Consider the following 22,191-nt stretch of genomic DNA (forward strand, 5'->3'; position numbering starts at 1 on the left):
TGGTGTGTATGAACGTTATAGGTTTTAAGACTAAGAGGTTTTGTCTATAGCTTAATTTATAAGGCTTTGCTTATAACTCTGAAAATCAGTTAGAGCTATTAACGATTTAATAAAGATGTATTTTATTTATATAATATGATTACAGATTCTGCTGTAGTTTCTGATTTTCTTAGTTTTTAAGTTTTCGCTTACCCATCACATGGGTAAGCTTTTTTTTGCCTAAAATTTAGCGTGTTCATGTTGGCTGAGTTTTTCAACTAAGTAATCAATGAATACTCGTACAGCAGGTAATAAGCCACGACGAGATGGATAAACAGCATGGAATATACCATGTGCAGCTTTCCATTCAGGTAACACATGAACCAAAGCACCTGATTTCACATGATCGGACACAATACTGTCGGGTAATAACACCACGCCACAATCTTGGCAGGCTAGTGCAGCTAACATCGATAGGTCAGAACCCATTACCGTTGGGTTAACTTTGATTTTTTTCTGATGCTGCTGTGCATCGGTCACAATAATATGTTGATCGAGATGCTCATCCGCCATACTTAATATTTGATGTTGTGATAAGTCTTCGGGCTGTTTGAGTTCACCAAATTTATTCAGATAGGCCTGACTGGCAAATAAGTGCTGCTCAATCGTTTCAAATTTACGAATAACTAAGTTCGGGTCATCGTCTAGATTTGAACGGACACGTAGCGCGAGATCGAAGCCTTCATTTATGATATCTACGCGGCGATTGGTCACCATCATTTGCACTTTAATTTCTGGGTACTGCTTTAAAAATTCAGGCAAAATTTTGGTCATTTCATTTTGCGCGATGGAAACAGGTAAGCTGACTTTAATTAAGCCGCGCGGCTGTGTGCTGAGATGATCAACCAAATCATGTGCGGCTTGAGCGGCATTCATCATAACTTGTGCATGGCGGTAGATATTCATACCAATATCTGTAACAGCAAAATGTCGTGAACTACGTTGAATCAGGCGGACACCTAAACGTTCTTCTAAGTTATAGACCCGACGACTCAGTTTTGATTTTGGAATATCTGTTGCACGTTCTGCTGCACTAAAACCACCATGTTCGACCACTTGGGCAAAACAATAAAAATCATCTAGATCACTCAGCACTGTTCTTATTCCATATTTGCAACGATTTAGCTAATTAACTTGAATTGTTTCATGAAGTCAATCACGTTTTGTAGTTTTTCATGTGAGAAAGTTGAGTAAAATTGCCAAGACTAAAGTCGGGTTAACCTTGTAATCGTTTCACATTAGCATGACCAAACAATAAATGTGGTGTATACATCTTTTAAATAACCGAATTTGAAGGATGTGATTTGAGTGTCGTCCTGATATATTCAAATAAAAGACCATTATGAAAGAAATTCGACATTAAAGGACAATGTCATGGAATTAAGACATTTACGTTACTTTGTCGCCGTTGTAGAAGAACAGAGTTTTACGAAGGCTGCTGAAAAGCTATTTATTGCTCAACCTCCTTTAAGTCGTCAAATTCAAAATTTAGAAGAAGAGTTGGGTGCACAGCTTTTTGAGCGTGGCAGCCGTCCTTTGAGAACCACCACCATTGGCCGTTTCTTTTATCAGCAAGCCGTGAAATTACTTTCAAATGCAGAAGAAATTAAGCTCATTACGCAGCGGGCCAGTGCTACTGAACGTACCATTAATATTGGGTATGGCGGTTCCTTACTCTGTGGTTTATTACCTCGAATCGTTTATTTGTTCCGCCAGCAATATCCACACTTAAATGTAAATTTAATTGAACTGAGTGCAGTTGATCAGATTCAGGCATTAAAAGAAGGTCGGGTTGATGCATGTTTTAGTCGAGTTCGTGTGTCGGATCAGGCGGTTAAACGTGTGCTATTGCGTGAAGAGCCTCTGATTGTTGCGGTGCATTCAAGCCATCCTTTATCTTCACAGCAGCAGATTGCATTAAATAATCTCAAAGATGAGCAGATTTTTATTTATCCTGCAACGGATGGTCAAAGTTATGCAACGCTGATCAAGTCTTTATTTTTAGAATATGGGATGGAGCCGAAACGCTTCAATACTCAAGCAGATTTGCAGCAATCACTGGGTATGGTCGCTGCGGGCGAAGGCATTTGTATTGTTCCTGAATCTGTCCAAATTATGCAGTTTAGGCATGTGAATTATGTGAAATTATCGGACAGTGCCGCCATTAGCCAAATTTATTTGATTGTGCGGAATGATGATGAAGGGGAATTGGCACGTCCTTTATTTGATTGTGTTTACCAAGTATATGATTTGGAAGCAATTGAATACGATCGTCGAGTTTTCTAACATTTGTTTTAAAATTAATTTAGATGTTAATTTCGAAATTCAATTTAGAAGCAAACAGTTAAGTAACACTTTCCTTCATACAAAAATAGGCTCAATCTTGAAAGTTTTGAGCCTATTTTTTTTATTTAGTGTTATTAGACCGCTTGTTTTAAAAACTTGGTGACTTCACGGCTAAATTTGACCGGTTCACTGAGCAATGGCGTGTGCCCCGATTTCTTAAAAATGATTTGCTCTGCATTGGTTAGGCTGTCAGCAATAATTTTTTGACCTTGGGCAGGATAGAGGATCGATTTTGCACCTGTGAAAAAAGTTGTTGGTGCGGTGAGTGCTGCAATGGCTTCACGATAATCTTCAGTATGGTTCAAATAGTTTTGAATATACCAATATAAATAGGTCACACTTTGTGAGGGTAACATCAGCTTCTGTAAAGTTGGTTGTTGGTATGCAAAACGGAAAGCGGATAAAGCATAAGGATTGCTATTTTGTAAGTCTATGAATCTTAACCAAGCGTCGACCAGACCTTGACGGTCATGTTTATTCATCTGCTGTGCAAATGGCACGGAGAGGTTGGTTGCAAGTACCTTCGAGATGTCTTCTAAAATACTTAAAAACTCATTGTGGCGTTTGCCATATAAACCATATTGCCAATCTGCATCTACTCGTATTTTAGGGGTTTGATCGATGTGTAAATAGCGTTTAATTTTTTCAGCAAACTGACCGTATTTTAAACCGTGCATGGTGGTCGTTGCCCCCATGGAGTAGGCAATCACCGTGATTTTATCGTAACCAAGCTGGGAAACTAAGCTGTCAATATCTCGCCAATGGCTTGAAATGGTGTCCGTATTTGGAATTTGACAATGTTTAGAGCCGCCAAATCCACGCCAGTCTGGAATGATAAATTTAAAATGCTTTCGGTGTTGATATAGAAAAGGGTGCCATTGCCAACTTTGCATGCCCAGTCCAGATAAAACCAGGATGGGTTCTCCTTGACCATATTCACGAACATACAGTTGTTGTTGATCTGGCATTGTATAGTGTGGCATGCGGCTTCCTATTTATTTTTTGTTTTAGCGATTAAATTTATGCAACTGTGGAATGATGGTTTCAAGCCATTTGATCCAACCGATTTCCAAATCAATCCCAAGCTGTAAAATCATTTTATGAATGTACAAAGTACGGTCTTCATCATGCGCATGTGCAAAGTCTTTTGCAAAAATAGACTGGTACACTTTTAGTTTTTCTTTGTGAATTTCTAGGTGACGTTCTAATTCGGGTAATACGCCGTTTGTGCCCAGTTGAGCTTCAGCACGTAAACGAACCATTAACTCTTCACGTAACTGAGCCGGAGGGCTTTGCTCAACCATCCAATTGGCTAATTCAACACGTCCAAGCTGTTCAACTTGGTAGGTTTTTTTACGGGTTGTACTGTGGTCATCTTCAATGGTGCTGATCCAGCCTTTTTGCTGCATACCACTGAGTTCACGGTAGATTTGCTGATGTGTCGCATTCCAAAAAAAGCCCATAGAGCGGTCAAAACGGCGTGCAAGGTCAATTCCTGTACTCGGTTTTTCAAGTAAGCTCGTGAGTAAAACATGGGCTAAAGACATATATGGCTCAGTCAAAATAGTTTTGTACTTTTTATTATGCAACATGTTGCATAAAAATCAAATCTCGCATATAAATTAGTGCAACAAGTTGCAAAAATCTTGTATGCGTAGATGGAAATAGAAAGCTCGTATACAAGCGAAGATAAAAATAGCCAGCTTTTCAGCACGCTAAGGAGAAAAAATGTCAAATTATCCAAATTTATTGGCACCACTAGATTTAGGTTTTACAACGCTAAAGAACCGTGTATTGATGGGTTCTATGCATATCGGCCTTGAAGAAGCACCGGGTGGCTATGAACGCATGGCAGCTTTTTACGCTGAGCGTGCGAAAGGTGGTGTAGGTCTGATTGTAACTGGTGGTATTTCTCCCAATGATGATGGTGTGACATTTGCTGGTGGTTCAAAATTAGACTCTTTAGAAGAAGCAGAAAAACATAAAGTGATTACGCAGGCGGTACATGATTCTGGCGGTAAAATTGCGATGCAGATTTTGCATACAGGTCGCTACTCGTATCAAGCCAATAATGTTGCACCTTCATCTATTCAAGCACCAATTAACCCAGTAAAACCGCAAGCTTTAAGCACAGCAGACGTCGAACGCACGATCAATGATTTTGCCAAATGTGCTCAGTTAGCACAGACAGCGGGTTATGACGGTGTAGAAGTCATGGGGTCAGAAGGTTATTTAATTAATGAGTTTATTGCTGCACGTACCAACCACCGTGATGATGAATGGGGTGGCAGTTATGAAAACCGGATTCGTTTTCCAATTGAGATCGTGCGTCGTACGCGTGAATTAGTCGGTGAAAATTTTATTATTATTTACCGTCTTTCTATGTTGGATTTGGTTGAAGGCGGTTCGACTTTCGAAGAAGTTGTGCAACTTGCAAAAGCCATTGAAAAAGCTGGTGCAACCATTATCAATACCGGTATTGGTTGGCATGAAGCGCGTATTCCGACCATTGCAACCAAAGTACCACGTGCTGCATTTACATGGGTGACCAAGAAATTAAAAGGTATTGTGAATGTTCCTTTAATCACCTCAAACCGTATCAATACCCCTGAAATGGCTGAGCACGTACTTGCTTCGGGTGATGCAGATATGGTGTCCATGGCACGTCCAATGCTGGCTGACCCACGTTTTGTGGAAAAAGCAGAACAAGGTCGTAGTGATGAAATTAATACCTGTATTGGTTGTAACCAAGCCTGCCTAGATCATATTTTTTCGATGAAAATTGCAACATGTTTGGTTAACCCTCAAGCCTGCTATGAAACTGAACTGATATTTAAAGAATCTGCACAGGTGAAAAATATCGCTGTGATTGGTGCGGGACCTGCGGGTTTAAGCTTTGCAACTTATGCAGCAGAACGTGGTCACAATGTAACGGTTTTTGAAGCTTCAAGCCAAATTGGTGGGCAGTTTAATATTGCGAAAACGATTCCTGGTAAAGAAGAGTTTTATGAAACGCTGCGCTATTTCAAACGCAAAATAGAACTATTGCCTCAGATTAAATTGGTACTGAACCATACGGCAACCTATGAAGAATTAGCTCAGTCTGAGTTTGATGACATCGTGGTGGCGACGGGTGTAACACCGCGTCAGTTAGATATAGATGGTATTGATCATCCAAAAGTATTGAGTTATTTACAAGTTTTACGTGAGCGTCAACCAGTTGGCAAACGTGTAGCGATCATTGGTGCAGGCGGTATTGGTTTCGATACGGCTGAATATTTAACGCATGAAGGTGAAAGCGGTAGCCTCAATCCTGAGAAATTTTATGATGAATGGGGAATTGATACCACTTATGCGCAAGTCGGTGGCTTGAAACATCCAGACGTCGAAGAATCGCCGCGTCAAGTGTATTTATTGCAGCGTAAGGCTAAATCGGTCGGTGCTGGCTTAGGTAAAACCACGGGTTGGATTCACCGTACAGGTTTGAAACACCGCGATGTGAAAATGATTGCGGGTGCAAGCTACGATAAAATTGATGATCAAGGTTTGCATATTACCGTTGATGGTCAACCACGTATTTTAGATGTTGATCATGTGGTGATTTGTGCAGGTCAGGAATCCTATACCGCGATGTATGAACAGCTACAAGCAGATGGAAAAAATGTGCATCTGATTGGTGGCGCGAAAGAAGCGGGTGAGTTAGATGCTAAACGTGCCATTCGTCAAGGTGCAGATTTGGCTGCGGTGATTTAATCAGCCTCATACTTAACCACGACAACTACATTCAATTTAATATGCAGTTGTCGTGCTTCCTCTCCATTTTGAGAGGAGTTTGAGGAAAGGGAAATGATTCATCAACAAAAAAAGGACATAAACATGACTATTGAAATAACAAAAAAATCTGTTGCACGTTGGCACGAAATGCTCGACACACGGGATATGAATATTTTAAATGAACTCTTGGCAGAGGATGTGGTGTTTCGTTCACCTGTCGCGTTTAACCCATATCCAGGTAAGCCTGTAGTAACTTTTATTTTGACCAATGTGATTCAAATTTTTGAAAATTTTACCTATCACCGTGAGTTTTACTCAGAAGATGGTTTAAATGTGGTGCTTGAGTTTTCTGCCAATGTTGGCGAGAAAAAATTAAAAGGGATCGACATGATTCAGTTTAATGAACAAGGACAGATGATTGATTTTGAAGTCATGCTCCGTCCGAAAAGTGGCTTGGAAGCATTGGCGGCGAAAATGGGTGAGCGCATTATGCAATATCAGCCTTGAATCTGCTGATTTTTAAATGCTCATCACAGAATGATAAAAAGCATGATGGATATTGTCATGCTTTTTGCTTATGAGGTTTAAGTAAACAAATATTGCTAGTGAGATATGGTTTTGTAGATACGTTTGTTTAATGGGCCTTGTTGGTCAAAGTGAAAAGATTGAAATGATTTGCTGTAGTGCGAAGCGAGGTGAAGGTAAGGTCAATGAATAATGTGATGCATAAAGGGCGTCTGGCTCTTTTAAATTTTGTAGATCATGCCATCGGTGCGGAAATACCACAGCTTTATTATCATCCTGAAGGGCAAATGCAACATGTGCTGCCGAAGTTAAAGCAACTACATGAAAAATATCGTCCTACGCCTTGGCTGTCGAATACCCATGCACATTTACTGTATTTTGATGTCATTAAAAAGCGTCAAGTGAAGCTTAAATATGATGCCATAGAGCAGCTAACCATGGCTGATGGTGGAATCACAGCCATTGCATGGTTGGGTTTGGATTTACCTGCGGATGTGCCAACTGTGGTGCTCATGCATACGATTACGGGAACGCCTGAAAGTATGCGAGAAGTGGTTCGGGATCTTCATCTATATACAGGTTGGCGCATTGCGCTATGTTTAAGACGCGGTCATGCCAATTTACCTATGCCTGTTGCCAAAATAAATTTATTTGGTTCAACCGATGACCTGCGTGAACAGATTGCCTTTATTCAGCAGAAATTTCCCGAATCGAATTTATTTGGCGTCGGTTCATCTGCAGGAACGGGGTTATTGGTCCGCTATTTAGGCGAACAAGGTGAGGAAACACCACTTAAAGCGGCTTTTGCTTTATGTCCGGGCTATGACACCGAGCTTGGCTTTAAAAATGTCCATCCTTTTTACAGTAAAATGATGACCAAGAAGCTCTTTCAGAAATTTGTAGAACCCTATTCTGCAACATGGTCAACGACTCCATCTATAATTGAAGTCCTAAAAAGTAAAGATCTGGCGCAGTTTGAACGTACATATTTTCAAATGGCGGGTTTTACTGATTATGAAAGTTATGCCAAATCCACCAACCCAATTTATGTATTTGAAAATCTTAAAATTCCTTTGATGATTTTAAATGCCGAAGATGATCCTGTTTGCCACATTCAAAACTTTGAGCCCTATAAAGAATTAATTCGTTCTTTGCCGAATGTGGTGGTGGTGACCACCAAAAAAGGCAGTCACTGTGGTTATTATGAAGGTCTAGTGGAAACCCATTCATGGGCAACCAAATTGATGGCAGATTTTTTAAAGTTATATGCGAATTAAAAAATAGCCTATTTTTAATAGGCTATTTTTTGTGAAATTACTCAGCTTGTGCGCAACATGCAGATGTTTGAGGTTTAAGCTTCATTTGAATCAATACTAAAATCAACGCTATAGCGCTCAGTGTAGCGCCTGCATAAGACACCGCGGCATAGCTGAGGTTAAGATTTAGCACTGCGGCACCTGCAACAGCACCCAAAGCATTTCCAAGATTAAATGCACCAATATTCACTGAAGAAGCGAGGCCTGGTGCATCGTGAGCGACTGTCATAACACGCATTTGTAAAGGTGGTACAACGGCAAAGGCTGCTGCTCCCCAGATGATTAATGCAATCGCCGCGCCAATGGTGGATGTTGCTAAAATTGGAAATAACAGCATCATCAGCATGAGTAAGACTAAAAAGCCAATCAAGGTTTTATCTAAGGATTGATCTGCAAACTTACCACCGAAATGGTTACCAATTGAAAATCCGATCCCGATTAAGACCAACATGAAAGTGATAAGTTCAGGGCTTGCATGGGTAAAGACTTTTAAGCTCGGTGCGATATAGGTATAGAGCGCGAACATAGCTCCAGCACTCATTACTGTGGTGAGCAGTGCTAAAACAACAGGCATGCGTGTTAATACTTTTAACTCTGCTCGTACATCAGGTTTTTCGGTCTGTTGCTGATGGGGCAGTGCTTTCCATAATGCCAACATGGTGATGATGCCAAGTAAGGTGATGGCCGCAAAAGACATACGCCAACCGATATTTTGACCCACCCACGTTGCGAGGGGCACACCGCCAATATTGGCAATGGTCAAGCCCATAAACATCATAGCAACAGCACTGGCTTGTTTATCTTTCGGAACAACACTCGCTGCAACCATAGAACCTAAGCCAAAAAATGCACCATGATTTAAGCTGGTGACTAAGCGTGCCGTCATTAAACCGAGATAATTGGGTGCAATCGTTGCCAAAATATTACCGATGGTAAAGATTGCCATTAGTAAAATAAGGGCAGTGCGTTTTGGAAAACGTGCTAACCATAAGGTCATTAATGGGGCACCAATCATGACGCCAACGGCATAGGCACTAATCAGTAAGCCCGCTTGAGGAATGGAAACCGATAAATCTGCTGCGATTTCAGGCAAAAAACCCATCGGTGAAAATTCTGTTGTGCCAATTGCAAAAGCACCTACGGCTAATGCAATTAATGGAAAATTGAATTTCATATTAAATATCCCACACTGGAGCAAGTTCAGGTGGGTTCACTTCACGCGCATTTCTGTCTAGTGTGGTAATGGCCTGCATCTGTTCTGGTGTTAAATGAATCTCTTGAGCTTTTAAATTACTGATTAAATGTTCACGTTTGGTTGATGATGGAATCACGGCATAACCTTTTTGCAGTGCCCATGCGAGTGCAATTTGGGCCGAAGTGACTTGGTGTTCGGCCGCAATATTTAACAGGGTTGGGTCTTGCAAAACTTTGCCATAAGCCAAGGTCATATAGGATGTGGCATCTATATTGTTCGTTTGCAGATAATTGACCAATTTTTGATTTTGCAAATATGGACTAAGTTCAATTTGATTGGTTGCAATATTTTCTAGCCCGATGTGATCAATGGCTTGTTGAGTGAGCTCAATATTAAAATTAGATACACCAATATGTTCAGTCAAACCTTGTTTTTTTGCTTCAAGTAAATGTCCCATTAATTCAGGAATATCGACTCCTAGAGCAGGTGCTGGCCAATGAATAAGTGTGAGGTTAACTGCATCAGTCCTCAATTTAATTAAACTGTCTTTTAGACTGGGTATTAGTTTGTCGGCAGCATAATTTTCAGTCCAAATTTTCGTGGTTAAGAAAATATCAGCTAGATTGACCTGACTTTCATGGAGTGCTTGGCCTACTTCTGCTTCATTAGCGTAAATTTGTGCGGTGTCTACAGCACGATATCCTACCTCTAAGGCTGTTTTAACTGAATGAATGACAGTTTCACCTGCCAAACGGAAGGTACCGACACCAAATTGGGGAACAATCATCAGGAATTCTCTTTTTTGAATTGATGCTATTGTGCTGCTAATTTTAATGAAGAAAAATGCATGAATTTGGAATATATTATTGATTAAAAATCACGAATCGAATAAGCAATGAAATCGACAATTGAGGAGCTGCAGGCTTTTACTGTTATTGTAGATAGCGGCTCTATTATTAAAGCAGCAGAAAGACTAGATCAAACAGCATCTGGTGTAAGCCGCGCATTACAGCGTCTGGAATCTAAATTAAATGTAACCCTGTTGGAACGAACAACCCGCAAAATTAAGCTGACGCAGGAGGGGCAATTATTTTTAGCTAAAACACGGCGGATATTGAATGATTTGAGCGAAGCGGAAGATTCCCTGCTGAAATTAGATGCAGATATATCGGGTTTGGTGCGAGTCGATTCTGCGATTTCGTTTATTCTGCATATGATCGTTCCCTTGATTCCAGAATTTAATGCGCGTTATCCGCATATACAAATTGAATTGGTGAATCATGATCAAGTGATTGACTTATTAGAGCATAAAGCGGATGTCGCAATTCGCTTTGGAAAATTAAACGATTCAAGTTTGCATGCAAAACTCATCTATAAGAGTCGATTGTGTTTGGTGGCGAGTCCTGAATATCTTCAGCAGCATGGACGACCGCAAAATGCTGATGAGCTAACAGCACATGCTTTACTTGGATTTAGTCAAATTACCCATATGAATACTTGGCCGTTCCAAGTCGCAGGGAAGCCCCTGACGATCCGACCCAACATCAAGGCATCAAATGGTGAAACACTACGGGAGCTTGCGATTCATGGGATGGGCATCGCTTGTCTATCGATTTTTATGTTAGAAAAAGACATTGCAGAAGGGCGATTGGTACAACTTTTAGACGATCAAATTGAGCCACATGAACAGCTTATTCATGCTGTCTATTATCAACAAGAGCATTTACCGAAACATGTTCGTTTATTTATTGAATATTTAGCTGAAAAATTACAAGAATAGTTGTGAGAAAAAACAGTGCATCGTCGGGTACAGATTTTTATTTACATAGAAACAATAAAAAACCCGACTTTTGCCGGGTTTTTTTGATCATTTGTTTGATAAAACTTCGATCTTAGTTCTCTAAGGCTGGTGTTGCAGCAGCAATGGCAGCAGCTACGGCGTCATCTTCAGACTGTGCAGAACCTGAGTTTTGTTTAGGTTGAGCAGCTTGCGCAGGTTTTTCTGCTGCTTTAGGTGCTTCTGCTTTTGGAGCTGGAGCTTCTGCAGGAGGAGTAGGTTCACGACGAATTTCAGTTGTTGTATTCGGTGTTTCTTCACGAATCACTTCAACTTGCTGTTGAGTCGTTTCTTCAACAACTGGTTGTTCTTCAACTGGTTCTAATTGTGTAGGTACAGATGCTGTTGGTTCAGATGCTGCAACTTCAACCTGTTCCTGTTCTTCTTCTTTTGGTGCTTCTTTTTTTACACATGCTGTAAGAAGTAGACCTGTTGCGATTGCACCGCAGATTAAAAGTTTCTTATTCATAATTACACAAAACAAAAAAGTGTGGATTGGATAACTGCATTATAACAGCAAATAAGAATATAGAAATGATAAGAACTTACTCTAAATTTTTATGATAATTGCTGTTACAATAGCCAATTGTTAATTGTTCTATGAATTGATGCGGAATGACTTTGCTTTCTTGGTACAGAGTAAAGTAAAATCGCACAACATTGTAGGCCAATTTAGGCTCCATTGTACGAGAAACTTAATGACCCATTTTATTTTCGTTACTGGTGGTGTTGTATCATCACTAGGTAAAGGTATTTCAGCTGCATCAGTGGCTGCGCTTTTAGAAGCCCGTGGTTTAAAAGTAACCATGGTAAAAATGGATCCATACATTAATGTCGATCCAGGGACTATGAGTCCATTCCAACACGGTGAAGTTTTTGTCACAGAGGATGGTGCTGAAACTGACTTAGACTTGGGTTATTACGAACGTTTCTTGCGTCGTGCGAAAATGACCAAACTGAACAACTTTACTTCAGGACGAGTGTACCAAGATGTCTTGAATAAAGAACGTCGTGGTGACTACCTCGGTGGTACAGTTCAAGTTATTCCACATATTACTGACAATATTAAAGAACGTGTTCTTCGCGCAGGTGAAGGCTATGACGTTGCGATCGTTGAGATCGGCGGTACAGTAGGTGACATTGAATCTCTCCCATTCATGGAATCTGTACGTCAACTTATGGTCGAACTCGGTCATAAGCGCACAATGTTAATGCACTTAACTTTACTCCCATACATTAAGTCAGCTGCTGAATTAAAAACCAAACCAACTCAACACTCTGTAAAAGAGCTTTTATCGATTGGTATTCAACCAGACATCCTGATCTGCCGTACAGAGCATGATGTTGATGCTGATACTACACGTAAAATCGCGTTATTTACGAACGTTGAAGCACGTGCAGTTGTGGTATGTAAAGATGCGCGTTCAATTTACCAAATTCCACGTACTTTCTATGAACAAAACGTTGACGATTTAATTTGTGAACGTTTTGGTTATAACGATCTTCCAGAAGCTGATCTTACAGACTGGGATAACGTTGTAGATGCATTATTGAACCCTGAATACACAGTTCGTGTAGCGATGGTTGGTAAATACGTTGAACTTCCAGATGCATACAAATCTGTAAACGAAGCACTTTTACATGCGGGTATTCAAAACCGTGTGAAAGTTCAAATCGATTACGTCAATGCAGAAGAACTTGAAAGCCAAGATGTAAACGACGTATTAAAAGACGCGGATGCAATCTTAGTTCCAGGTGGTTTTGGTGAACGTGGTACAGAAGGCAAAATGAAAGCGATTCGTTTTGCACGTGAAAACGGTGTACCGTTCCTCGGCATCTGTTTAGGTATGCAGTTGGCTGTGATCGAATATGCGCGCAACGTTGCGGGTATTAGCGATGCAACTTCAACTGAATTTAACCGTTCTACAAAATCACCATTGATTGGTCTAATCACTGAATGGTTAGATGAGCGCGGCGAAGTTCAACAACGTAATGCAGATTCTGACTTAGGCGGCACAATGCGTCTGGGTGCTCAAAAATCTGAATTGGTTGCGGGAACAAAAACTGCACAAGTGTACGGTTCTGAAGAGATCGTTGAACGTCATCGTCACCGTTATGAAATGAACAACCGTTATATCCCAGTGCTTGAAGAAAAAGGCATGAAGATTTCAGGTTATTCTCCGGTACAACGTCTCGTTGAAACTGTTGAAATTCCTGCACATCCTTGGTTTGTTGCGGTACAATTCCACCCAGAATTTACCAGCTCACCACGTGATGGTCACCCATTATTTGCTGGCTTTATTGATGCTGCTAAAAAACAGTATCAAAAAACCAAGTAATGGCATTGTAGGACTAAACTAGGAAGTTTAAATGTCACAATTAAAACCACAAGAAATTGTACGTTTAGGCGATATACAAATGGCAAATCATTTGCCATTTGTACTATTCGGCGGCATGAACGTACTTGAGTCAAAAGACCTTGCTTTTGAAATTGCTGAAACCTATGTGGATATCTGCAAACGCTTGGATATTCCATATGTGTTTAAAGCAAGTTTTGATAAAGCCAATCGTTCAAGCTTGAACTCTTTTCGTGGCCCAGGCCTGGAAAAAGGAATCGAGTGGTTAGCTGACATTAAAAAACACTTTAATGTGCCGATTATTACTGACGTACATGAACCATACCAAGCTGCGCCTGTTGCTGAAGTTGCGGATATTATCCAGCTTCCTGCATTTTTAAGCCGTCAGACTGACCTTGTTGAAGCGATGGCGAAAACTGATGCCATCATTAACATCAAAAAAGCACAGTTCCTCGCACCACACGAAATGCGTCATATTCTGCATAAGTGTTTGGAAGCAGGAAATGACAAACTGATTCTTTGTGAACGTGGTTCAGCATTTGGTTACAATAATTTAGTTGTAGACATGTTGGGCTTTGACATCATGAAAGAAATGAATGTCCCTGTGTTCTTTGATGTTACGCATGCGCTTCAAACGCCGGGTGGTCGTGCGGATTCTGCAGGTGGTCGTCGTGCGCAAATCACGACACTGGCACGTGCAGGTATGGCGACTGGTTTAGCTGGTTTGTTCTTAGAAGCTCATCCAGATCCAGAAAATGCCAAATGTGACGGTCCATGTGCGCTACGCATGTCACAGTTGGAGCCTTTCTTGGCACAGTTAAAAGAACTCGATACCTTGGTTAAAGGTTTCGCAAAGTTAGATACACACTAATTCGATACACATTGATGCGTCACTTTTGACGCATCATTTTTATTAATCAACTGAGGAATTGTTCATGAGCCAAATCGTTGACATTCGTGCACGTGAAATTTTGGACTCTCGTGGTAACCCTACCATCGAAGCAGACGTAATCTTAGCCTCTGGCGTTGTAGGCCGTGCATGTGCACCATCTGGTGCTTCAACTGGTTCTCGTGAAGCTTTAGAACTTCGTGACGGCGACAAAGCTCGTTACTTAGGTAAAGGCGTTAAAACTGCGGTTAACAACGTTAACACAGTAATTCGTGATGCATTGTTGGGTAAATCAGTATTCGAACAAAAAGACATTGATAACACAATGATCGCGCTTGACGGTACTGAAAACAAAGAAAAATTAGGTGCGAACGCAACTTTAGCGGTATCGCTAGCTGCTGCACGCGCTGCTGCTGATGAAAAGAAAATTCCACTTTTCCAATACATCGCAGACCTTCGTAATAACAGCATTTTGACTATGCCTGTTCCAATGATGAACATCCTAAATGGTGGTTCACATGCAGACAACAATGTAGACATTCAAGAATTTATGATTGAGCCAGTTGGCTTCACTTCATTCTCTGAAGCTTTACGCGCTGGTGCTGAAATTTTCCATTCTTTAAAATCAGTTTTAAAGAAACAAGGTCTAAATACTGCAGTTGGTGATGAAGGTGGTTTTGCACCGAACCTTCGTTCTAACGAAGAAGCAATTACAGTAATTCTTGAAGCAATTGAAAAAACTGGCTACAAAGCTGGTTCTGACATTATGCTTGCGCTTGACTGTGCATCTTCAGAATTCTACAAAGATGGTCAATACATCCTTGCAGGTGAAGGCAATAAAGCATTCACAAGCAACCAATTTGCTGACTACCTTGCTGGTTTTGCAAAACAATACCCAATCATCTCAATTGAAGATGGTTTAGACGAGTCTGATTGGGAAGGTTGGTCTTACCTCACTTCAATCCTTGGCGACAAAATCCAATTGGTTGGTGATGACCTATTCGTTACGAATCCTAAAATTCTTCAACGTGGTATCAATGAAAAAGTGGGTAACTCGATTCTGATCAAGTACAACCAAATCGGTACGTTGACTGAAACTCTAGATGCAATCTACCTTGCAAAAGCAAATGGTTACACTACAGTAATTTCACACCGTTCTGGTGAAACTGAAGATTCAACTATTGCAGATCTTGCAGTGGGTACAGCAGCGGGTCAAATCAAAACTGGTTCACTTTGCCGTTCTGACCGTGTAGCGAAATATAACCAATTACTTCGTATTGAAGAATTGACTAATGCTGCATATCGCGGTAAAGCTGAGTTCAAAGGTTTGAACTAAGCATATCATGCTATCTATGTTAAATGTATTTGACTCCAAAGCGAGTAAAGCATTGTTGGGCCTTGCGATCTTTTTGATCGCAGGGTTTCAATATTTATACTGGTTCGGTGAAGGTGGTTATCATCAACATCAACAACTGAGTCAGAAAATACAACAACAAGTCGAACTCAATGACGAATTAAAAGAACGAAATCGCGTGCTTGCCGCTGAAGTATACGATTTAAAAAATGGCGTTGAAGCTATTGAAGAGCATGCTCGTCTAGATTTAGGTTTAATTAAACCGCATGAGACTTTCGTACAGATGAGTACGATTAGTACTCAGTACAAACCAATTTATATTGATCCAAACGCAAAAGTAGACCTACGTACCAATGAGTCAGAACCAGCCGAACTTCCACCAGAACCTTAAATTGTGGGCCATTATTCCTGCTGCTGGTTCAGGAGGTCGATTTTCTAAAACTGAACTAAAACAATATCAAAACATTGCGGGTCTAACTGTGCTTGAACACACAGTTGCACGTCTCAACCAATTGCCGTTGATGGGTTATGTATTGGCTATAGGCGAGCAAGATAATATTGCTCAGACTTTGGCACTAGCAAATCAAGATAAGGCACATTTTTGTTTAGGCGGTGCAGAGCGTGTGCATTCTGTACTCAATGCATTGCAATATCTATCTAGGATTGCCAATGATGATGATTGGGTATTTGTTCATGATGCAGCACGACCATGTGTCTCGCAGTTGAGTCTAGAAGATTTAGTTCAATCGGCAGTCGATTCGGAGCAAAGTGCGATTCTCGCAATTCCCGTACGCGATACCTTAAAACGAGTTGAAACAGCACCACTTATATCAACAACGGTAGATCGTTCAACTTTATGGCAAGCGCAGACACCACAAATTGCCAAATTGGGTGTACTTAAAAATGCCATTGAACAAGCGCTTGCCGCTGGTGCGACCATCACAGATGAAGCAAGTGCCTTAGAATTTGTCGGTGAGCAAGTTAATGTCGTGCAAGGTCGTTCGGACAATATTAAAATTACCTATCCTGATGACTTGGAATTGGCACGTTTAATTTTAGCGTCTCAAGTGAATAGATGATTATTTCAAGGAATATTTAAGGGACAGTGATTTTTACTGTCGCTTTAATCTATAATTCCCGCATCCTTTTTAGATCTGTTTCGCAATGATCCCTTCTCAACAGTATCGTTTTTTACGTCAGTCATTACGCGATGGCCGCAGTATAAAACACGATTCTTCTCGATGGGCTAAACTTCATTTAGACCCGTGGTTACTTTGCTTCTTGGTACTCAATGCAATATTGGGGCTGATGGTTGTCTATAGTGCGACCGCGGAAGATTCGGGAATGGTACTACGTCAAGCCACAAGTTTTGGTGTGGGCTTTATTGTGATGCTGATCTGCGCGCAAATTCCACCCAAAGTTTACCAATCTATGAGTCCGTACTTATATGCCATCGGTATATTTTTACTGTTGTTGGTTCTGGTCATTGGTGAAAAAAGGATGGGGGCGAAACGCTGGATTAGCTTGCCGGGTATCGGCAGTATGCAGCCGAGTGAGTTTATGAAATTTGCCATGCCACTCATGATGGCGTGGTATTTTGCGCGAAAACCATTTCCACCGAAATTTTTACAAATTGTCGGGGCATTAATTTTATTATTGATTCCATTTGCATTGGTCGCTTTACAGCCTGACTTGAATATCGGTTTGATTATTCCGGGTATTTTTGTTTTATTTTTAAGTGGTATGTCTTGGCGTTTAATTGCAGGTGCTTTAACAGCCTTGGCAATTGCAGCACCTGTACTCTGGATGTTCTTTTTGCAGGAATATCAAAAAAAACGTGTACTGACGTTATTTGACCCTGAATCTGACGCGCTTGGTGCAGGTTGGAACATTATTCAATCTAAAATTGCCATTGGATCAGGTGGTTTAATGGGTAAGGGTTATACTGAAGGGACGCAGTCGCACTTGGGCTATCTGCCAGAGCATCATACTGACTTTATCATGTCGACCTATGCAGAAGAATTTGGCTTTATTGGTGTATTTCTTTTATTTAGTTTGTTTACAGCAATTATTATTCGCTGTCTGATTATTGGACTAAATTGCTTCCATAATTTTGGACGACTCTATGCAGGAGCGATAGGATTAACTTTCTTCTTTTTTGTATTTTTAAACTCGGGTATGGTTAGCGGTATTTTGCCTGTAACAGGCGATCCATTGCCTTTGATGAGTTATGGGGGTACAGCAGTCATATCCATGCTTGCAGGGATGGGGATTGTGATGTCGATTCATACGCATCGTTAAATTTTAAAGCTGGAATTAATCCGGCTTTTTTTATATTTTAAATTTTGGCATTTAAAAAATGGAAGCTGATGTTGATAGATATTTTTCGTGATTCTGAATCGATGTTGGATGAGCTATATAATGAGTTAAATCATTCAGCATTTATTGGTGGCGTGCAGCGACTTGATTTGGTCTATGAATGTTGTGAATTATCCATGGAGCATGGTGAAGCCATTTTACAACTTTTAGAATCATGCCAAGATATATCTGCACTCGCATTATTTCGAATTCAATTTGAAGCTGTGGTGAGGGCATATTGGTTACTAATGGTCGCCTCTAATATAGAAATTCAGAAATTTGAAATTCAACGAGAAGAAGAGTTACTTCAGAATGTGAAAATTCCTACCGCAGCTGAAATGATTACAAAGTTAGAAAATGTTGTAGAAATTAAGCATATTGTTGAAATGTTTAAAGAGTTTAAGTTCTATTCGTTAAAGCATTTGCATTCGATTGTGCATACTGGTCGAAACTCATTAATTCAGCGAAAAGCTGGGTTGGCGGATGCTCAGCGCATAATAATAGTGAAGCAAGTCAATGGATTTATCATAATGGCAGCTCAAATTTTGCTAAAGCATGCCGCTAAAGAAAAATATATTCATCATATCCATGAAAAATTTAGAAACTGTTTTCAAATGCAAGACGATATTACAGCAGAAAAAAAAGCCGAAATTGATCGCAAATATAATAAAGCCCTCAAGTGAGGGCTTTATTTAGATATCAATTAATGTAGGAACCATGTGTAGTAGCCCCATAACATGAGTGGCCAAGCGAGGAAAGGGCTAAAAAGCCATTTCCAGAACCAATGGTGTGGCGTAAAACCCACACCATGCACAAAACCACCTGAAATACCTATCATGATGAACATCAGCGCTCGATGGCTATATCCACCATTGTCATCCAGCATGGCAGCAGGATGTACAAGTAACACGGCTGCCAAAGGAAAAGCTAACAGGCAGGAAATGACCATTGCAAATTTATTTGGCTTCTTTTCTACAAGTGATTTTTCTACAGCAGCATCAGTCATTTGTTATTCCTCATCTAGATCTTGATGATGTTCGATGTAAAGCGCACTAAGTACACCTGCAAAACATGCCATCAAAATACCGAGAATCCAAGCAAAATACCACATCGTCTTTTCTCCTTAGACACAGCCTTAGTATAGGCTGTGTGAATTCTCTTCAATATGTTTGTTTGTGACCACACCCCACATCTTGTAGTAACACCAAGTTGTGTAGCACAGGATAATTGGGACAAAAATACATGCGGCAACTGTCATCACAGTCAGGGTATTTTTACTTGATACCGCATCCCACATAGTCAAACTTACAGTTGGGTTGATGCTCGATGGCATAAGGAAAGGGAACAATGCAAAACCAGCAGTTAAGATTGCACCAATGACTGCCAAGCTTGAACCAAGGAAGCTGAAACCTGCTTTGCCTTTACCTGCGGCAAGGATGATGATCAGTGCACCTAAAATAGCCATGATTGGCGCAATCATAGTAATCGGATAAGTACTGTAATTGTTCATCCAACCTGGGTTGGCATTGGTGATCACTTCTTTAGCCAATGGGTTTGCAACGCCATTTGTGTCAAACGGTTGCGCTAATGTGTAGCCTTGGATATTACCGAAGTATAACCATGCGCCAGCCAGTAAGAAGCAAACCAAAAATACGATACCCATAAGCTGAGTCGCTTTTGCTGAGCGTGCACGTAGGTCGCCGTCTGTACGAAGCATGAGCCATGCACCACCGTGTGCGCAAAGCATAGATAAACTCACGATACCGCAAACTAAAGCGAATGGGTTAAGCAGCGCAAAGAAGCTACCTGTATAAGTTGAGCGAACAGTTTCGTCCATAGTGAATGGAACACCAAGGAACATATTACCAAAGGCAACACCAAATACGAGGGCAGGAACGGCACCACCAATTGCTAAACCCCAGTCCCAAGAATTACGCCACTTGGTATTTTCGAGTTTAGAACGGTAGTCAAAACCGACTGGACGTAAGAAGAGAGCGAAGAGTACCAGTAACAGTGCCCAGTACATGCCTGAGAATGCAGTCGCATATACCATTGGCCATGCTGCAAACAGCGCACCACCGGCAGTAATAAACCACACTTGGTTACCGTCCCAGTGTGGGGCAATCGTATTGATTGCCGCACGACGTTCTTCGTCTTTTTTACCTACGAATGGCATGATCGCCATTGAGCCCATATCGAAGCCATCGGTGAGGGCGAAGCCGATCAGTAGGACACCGACTAATACCCACCAAATGATTTTGAGTAATTCATATTCGATCATGCTTGAGCCTCCTCATTTGCCTTTTTTGCAGCTTCAAGTTTCTCGAAGTGGTATTTACCAGTATGTAGAGAACTTGGGCCAAGGCGTGAGAATTTAATCATTAAGTACATTTCAATGATCAGCAGTACAGTGTAGAACGCTGCCAATGCAAGGATAGAACCCCATACATCACCTGTACTTAAGCTAGAAGCTGAAAGATGTGTAGGTAGAACTTCACCGATAGTCCAAGGTTGACGACCAACTTCGGCAACATACCAACCTGTTTGTGCTGCAATCCAAGGTAATGGCAGGGCAAATAAAGCAAACTTTAATAACCAAGGTTTGTTTTCTGCATTACGTTTACCGACAGCAAAGGTAGCAAGTACGAACAGAAGGAGCATTAAGAAACCAGAAGCAACCATTGCACGGAATGCCCAGAACAAGCTTGGGACATGTGGAATAGTGTCTTTTGCAGCTGCTTTGATTTGTTCGTCAGAAGCATCGACAACTTTGTCTGTGTATTTTTTCAGAAGCAGACCATAACCCAAGTCTTTTTGAGACTCAGCAAATGCTGCTTTAAGTTCAGGAGAAGTATCGCCTGCACGAAGTTGTTCTAACTGCGAGTAAGCCACCATACCGTTACGAATACGCGCTTCGTGTTGTACGATCAGGTCTTTAATACCTGTCACTTCTTTGTCAGTTGAACGTGTTGCGATAATCCCCATGACATAAGGAATTTTGATCGCGTAGTCAGTAGACATGGTTTCTTTATTTGGAATACCGAACAAAGTAAATGGCGCTGGAGCTGGGTGAGTGTCCCATTCAGCTTCAATCGCAGCTAGTTTAGTTTTTTGTACGTCACCAATTTCATAACCAGATTCATCACCCAGTAAGATCACCGAAAGTGTAGACGCTAAACCAAAGATAGCAGCGATGGCGAATGAGCGACGCGCAAATGGCAAGTCACGCTTTTTCAATAAGTAGTAACTTGAAATTGCCAGTACGAAAATAGCACCAGTCACATAACCTGCAGATACGGTATGCACGAATTTAACCTGAGCCACGGGGTTGAAAATCAGCGCACCGAAGTCCACCATTTCCATACGCATGGTTTCATAGTTAAAAGCAGAACCAACAGGGTTTTGCATCCAACCATTGGCCACTAAAATCCATAGTGCAGACATGTTCGAGCCTAGAGCAACTAACCAAGTGACAGCCAAATGCTGAACTTTGGATAGGCGATCCCAGCCGAAGAAGAATAAACCAATAAATGTTGATTCAAGGAAGAATGCCATCAGACCTTCAATGGCTAATGGTGCACCGAAAATATCACCGACATAGTGCGAGTAATACGCCCAGTTAGTACCGAACTGAAACTCCATGGTCAAACCAGTAGTAACACCTAATGCGAAGTTAATACCGAAGAGTTTTCCCCAGAATTTAGTCATGTCTTTATAAATTTCTTTGCCAGAAATCACATAGGTGGTTTCCATAATGGCAAGAATAAAAGCCAGACCTAAAGTCAGCGGAACAAAAATAAAGTGATACATCGCGGTCATTGCAAATTGGAACCGCGAAAGATCGACCACGCTTTCAGAAATCATCAACGTGTCTCCTTGATTTGGGAAGGACTGCCAGCAATATGCTCGGCAACTTGATTGTCAAAGTTTTTAGGGATAGTAGGGGCGTCGAACCAGATGTTCTTAATGATCATTAAAATAATCACTTTAATTATTAGTATTGCGGTTATTTCTCTGACCACACGACGATTTAAATCTTTGAATTTTAAGCTCATGGAGATAAGCCTATTCTTTAAACTTGTACTATATTATTAACAAATATATACAAAAAGCAAATAGGTTGAACAGTTAAAATAAAAATATATTATTAAGCATAGTAAATACAAAGACTTATTGTGTTTGATAGTTAAAAAATAAACTA

Annotated in this window: 23 protein-coding genes; 12 read left to right on the plus strand and 11 right to left on the minus strand. The window is 40.8% G+C overall.

Annotated elements, in window-relative coordinates; translation table 11 throughout:
- Positions 1 to 219 precede the first annotated feature (219 nt).
- Entirely contained in the window at positions 220 to 1,134 is a 915-nt protein-coding gene (locus FTT72_RS08470; protein ID WP_180055915.1) for a LysR substrate-binding domain-containing protein, read from the minus strand.
- A gap of 279 nt (positions 1,135 to 1,413) precedes the next feature.
- On the opposite strand from FTT72_RS08470, the gene FTT72_RS08475 reads away from it, so the two are divergent.
- Positions 1,414 to 2,325 (plus strand): LysR family transcriptional regulator, encoded by a 912-nt coding sequence (locus FTT72_RS08475; protein WP_078188530.1) that lies wholly within the window; start codon positions 1,414 to 1,416, stop codon positions 2,323 to 2,325.
- 134 nt (positions 2,326 to 2,459) lie between these two features.
- Here FTT72_RS08475 and FTT72_RS08480 read toward each other — a convergent pair whose 3' ends face one another.
- Positions 2,460 to 3,368 (minus strand): alpha/beta fold hydrolase, encoded by a 909-nt coding sequence (locus FTT72_RS08480; RefSeq protein WP_180007844.1) that lies wholly within the window; start codon positions 3,366 to 3,368, stop codon positions 2,460 to 2,462.
- Positions 3,369 to 3,392: 24 nt separating this feature from the next.
- Positions 3,393 to 3,932: a PadR family transcriptional regulator gene (locus tag FTT72_RS08485; protein WP_180005106.1), complete on the minus strand. Its 540-nt coding sequence runs from the start codon at positions 3,930 to 3,932 to the stop codon at positions 3,393 to 3,395.
- Positions 3,933 to 4,113: 181 nt separating this feature from the next.
- On the opposite strand from FTT72_RS08485, the gene FTT72_RS08490 reads away from it, so the two are divergent.
- The 3 genes from FTT72_RS08490 to FTT72_RS08500 all read left to right on the plus strand — a co-directional run bounded on the left by FTT72_RS08490 (position 4,114) and on the right by FTT72_RS08500 (position 7,961).
- Positions 4,114 to 6,138 (plus strand): NADPH-dependent 2,4-dienoyl-CoA reductase, encoded by a 2,025-nt coding sequence (locus FTT72_RS08490; protein ID WP_180178207.1) that lies wholly within the window; start codon positions 4,114 to 4,116, stop codon positions 6,136 to 6,138.
- 123 nt (positions 6,139 to 6,261) lie between these two features.
- A complete protein-coding gene (locus FTT72_RS08495) occupies positions 6,262 to 6,666 on the plus strand; it encodes a nuclear transport factor 2 family protein (protein WP_078189187.1) in 405 nt (134 codons plus the stop codon).
- A 203-nt stretch (positions 6,667 to 6,869) separates the two neighbouring features.
- Positions 6,870 to 7,961 carry a YheT family hydrolase gene (locus FTT72_RS08500; RefSeq protein WP_180178208.1) on the plus strand — a complete coding sequence of 364 codons (1,092 nt, stop codon included), beginning with the start codon at positions 6,870 to 6,872 and terminating at the stop codon, positions 7,959 to 7,961.
- Positions 7,962 to 7,998: 37 nt separating this feature from the next.
- Here FTT72_RS08500 and FTT72_RS08505 read toward each other — a convergent pair whose 3' ends face one another.
- Positions 7,999 to 9,174 carry an MFS transporter gene (locus FTT72_RS08505; RefSeq protein ID WP_180178209.1) on the minus strand — a complete coding sequence of 392 codons (1,176 nt, stop codon included), beginning with the start codon at positions 9,172 to 9,174 and terminating at the stop codon, positions 7,999 to 8,001.
- Between the two features lies 1 nt (position 9,175).
- Positions 9,176 to 9,982, minus strand: a complete 807-nt coding sequence (gene dkgB, locus FTT72_RS08510) for a 2,5-didehydrogluconate reductase DkgB (protein WP_180178210.1) — start codon at positions 9,980 to 9,982, stop codon at positions 9,176 to 9,178.
- A gap of 108 nt (positions 9,983 to 10,090) precedes the next feature.
- Between dkgB and FTT72_RS08515 the strand changes: the two genes are divergently transcribed.
- Entirely contained in the window at positions 10,091 to 10,975 is an 885-nt protein-coding gene (locus tag FTT72_RS08515) for a LysR family transcriptional regulator (RefSeq protein WP_180178211.1), read from the plus strand.
- A 112-nt stretch (positions 10,976 to 11,087) separates the two neighbouring features.
- Here the strand turns inward: FTT72_RS08515 and FTT72_RS08520 are convergent, their stop codons facing one another.
- On the minus strand, positions 11,088 to 11,501 hold the full coding sequence (locus tag FTT72_RS08520) for an internalin (RefSeq protein ID WP_180041001.1): 414 nt from the start codon (positions 11,499 to 11,501) through the stop codon (positions 11,088 to 11,090).
- A gap of 229 nt (positions 11,502 to 11,730) precedes the next feature.
- Between FTT72_RS08520 and FTT72_RS08525 the strand changes: the two genes are divergently transcribed.
- The 7 genes from FTT72_RS08525 (at position 11,731) to FTT72_RS08555 (ending at position 18,673) form a co-directional block, all read left to right on the plus strand.
- On the plus strand, positions 11,731 to 13,371 hold the full coding sequence (locus FTT72_RS08525) for a CTP synthase (protein ID WP_180022127.1): 1,641 nt from the start codon (positions 11,731 to 11,733) through the stop codon (positions 13,369 to 13,371).
- A gap of 31 nt (positions 13,372 to 13,402) precedes the next feature.
- Positions 13,403 to 14,260 (plus strand): 3-deoxy-8-phosphooctulonate synthase, encoded by an 858-nt coding sequence (gene kdsA / locus FTT72_RS08530; RefSeq protein WP_078188522.1) that lies wholly within the window; start codon positions 13,403 to 13,405, stop codon positions 14,258 to 14,260.
- Between the two features lie 64 nt (positions 14,261 to 14,324).
- On the plus strand, positions 14,325 to 15,614 hold the full coding sequence (gene eno, locus FTT72_RS08535) for a phosphopyruvate hydratase (RefSeq protein ID WP_078188521.1): 1,290 nt from the start codon (positions 14,325 to 14,327) through the stop codon (positions 15,612 to 15,614).
- Between the two features lie 16 nt (positions 15,615 to 15,630).
- Positions 15,631 to 16,023 (plus strand): septum formation initiator family protein, encoded by a 393-nt coding sequence (locus FTT72_RS08540; protein WP_078188520.1) that lies wholly within the window; start codon positions 15,631 to 15,633, stop codon positions 16,021 to 16,023.
- Positions 15,986 to 16,711, plus strand: coding sequence for a 2-C-methyl-D-erythritol 4-phosphate cytidylyltransferase (ispD, locus tag FTT72_RS08545; protein ID WP_180178212.1), 726 nt, complete (start codon positions 15,986 to 15,988; stop codon positions 16,709 to 16,711). Before FTT72_RS08540 ends, ispD begins: the two co-directional genes overlap by 38 nt.
- An 85-nt stretch (positions 16,712 to 16,796) precedes the next feature.
- Positions 16,797 to 17,933, plus strand: coding sequence for a rod shape-determining protein RodA (rodA, locus tag FTT72_RS08550; RefSeq protein ID WP_180084919.1), 1,137 nt, complete (start codon positions 16,797 to 16,799; stop codon positions 17,931 to 17,933).
- A 68-nt stretch (positions 17,934 to 18,001) separates the two neighbouring features.
- Entirely contained in the window at positions 18,002 to 18,673 is a 672-nt protein-coding gene (locus FTT72_RS08555; RefSeq protein WP_257233416.1) for a hypothetical protein, read from the plus strand.
- A 20-nt stretch (positions 18,674 to 18,693) separates the two neighbouring features.
- Here the strand turns inward: FTT72_RS08555 and FTT72_RS08560 are convergent, their stop codons facing one another.
- Genes FTT72_RS08560 through cydP form a run of 5 tightly spaced genes read right to left on the minus strand, consistent with a single transcriptional unit; the run spans position 18,694 to position 22,045 of the window.
- Positions 18,694 to 18,996, minus strand: coding sequence for a cyd operon YbgE family protein (locus FTT72_RS08560; protein WP_078188516.1), 303 nt, complete (start codon positions 18,994 to 18,996; stop codon positions 18,694 to 18,696).
- A gap of 3 nt (positions 18,997 to 18,999) precedes the next feature.
- Positions 19,000 to 19,101 (minus strand): cytochrome bd-I oxidase subunit CydX, encoded by a 102-nt coding sequence (gene cydX, locus FTT72_RS08565; RefSeq protein WP_002120988.1) that lies wholly within the window; start codon positions 19,099 to 19,101, stop codon positions 19,000 to 19,002.
- Positions 19,102 to 19,125: 24 nt separating this feature from the next.
- A complete protein-coding gene (gene cydB / locus FTT72_RS08570; protein WP_078188515.1) occupies positions 19,126 to 20,271 on the minus strand; it encodes a cytochrome d ubiquinol oxidase subunit II in 1,146 nt (381 codons plus the stop codon).
- Positions 20,268 to 21,854 (minus strand): cytochrome ubiquinol oxidase subunit I, encoded by a 1,587-nt coding sequence (locus FTT72_RS08575; RefSeq protein ID WP_078188514.1) that lies wholly within the window; start codon positions 21,852 to 21,854, stop codon positions 20,268 to 20,270. Before FTT72_RS08575 ends, cydB begins: the two co-directional genes overlap by 4 nt.
- Positions 21,854 to 22,045 (minus strand): cytochrome oxidase putative small subunit CydP, encoded by a 192-nt coding sequence (cydP, locus tag FTT72_RS08580; protein WP_078188513.1) that lies wholly within the window; start codon positions 22,043 to 22,045, stop codon positions 21,854 to 21,856. Before cydP ends, FTT72_RS08575 begins: the two co-directional genes overlap by 1 nt.
- Between the last annotated feature and the right edge of the window lie 146 nt (positions 22,046 to 22,191).

The organism is Acinetobacter sp. YH01005, from assembly GCF_013420465.1.
GTDB lineage: Bacteria > Pseudomonadota > Gammaproteobacteria > Pseudomonadales > Moraxellaceae > Acinetobacter > Acinetobacter amyesii.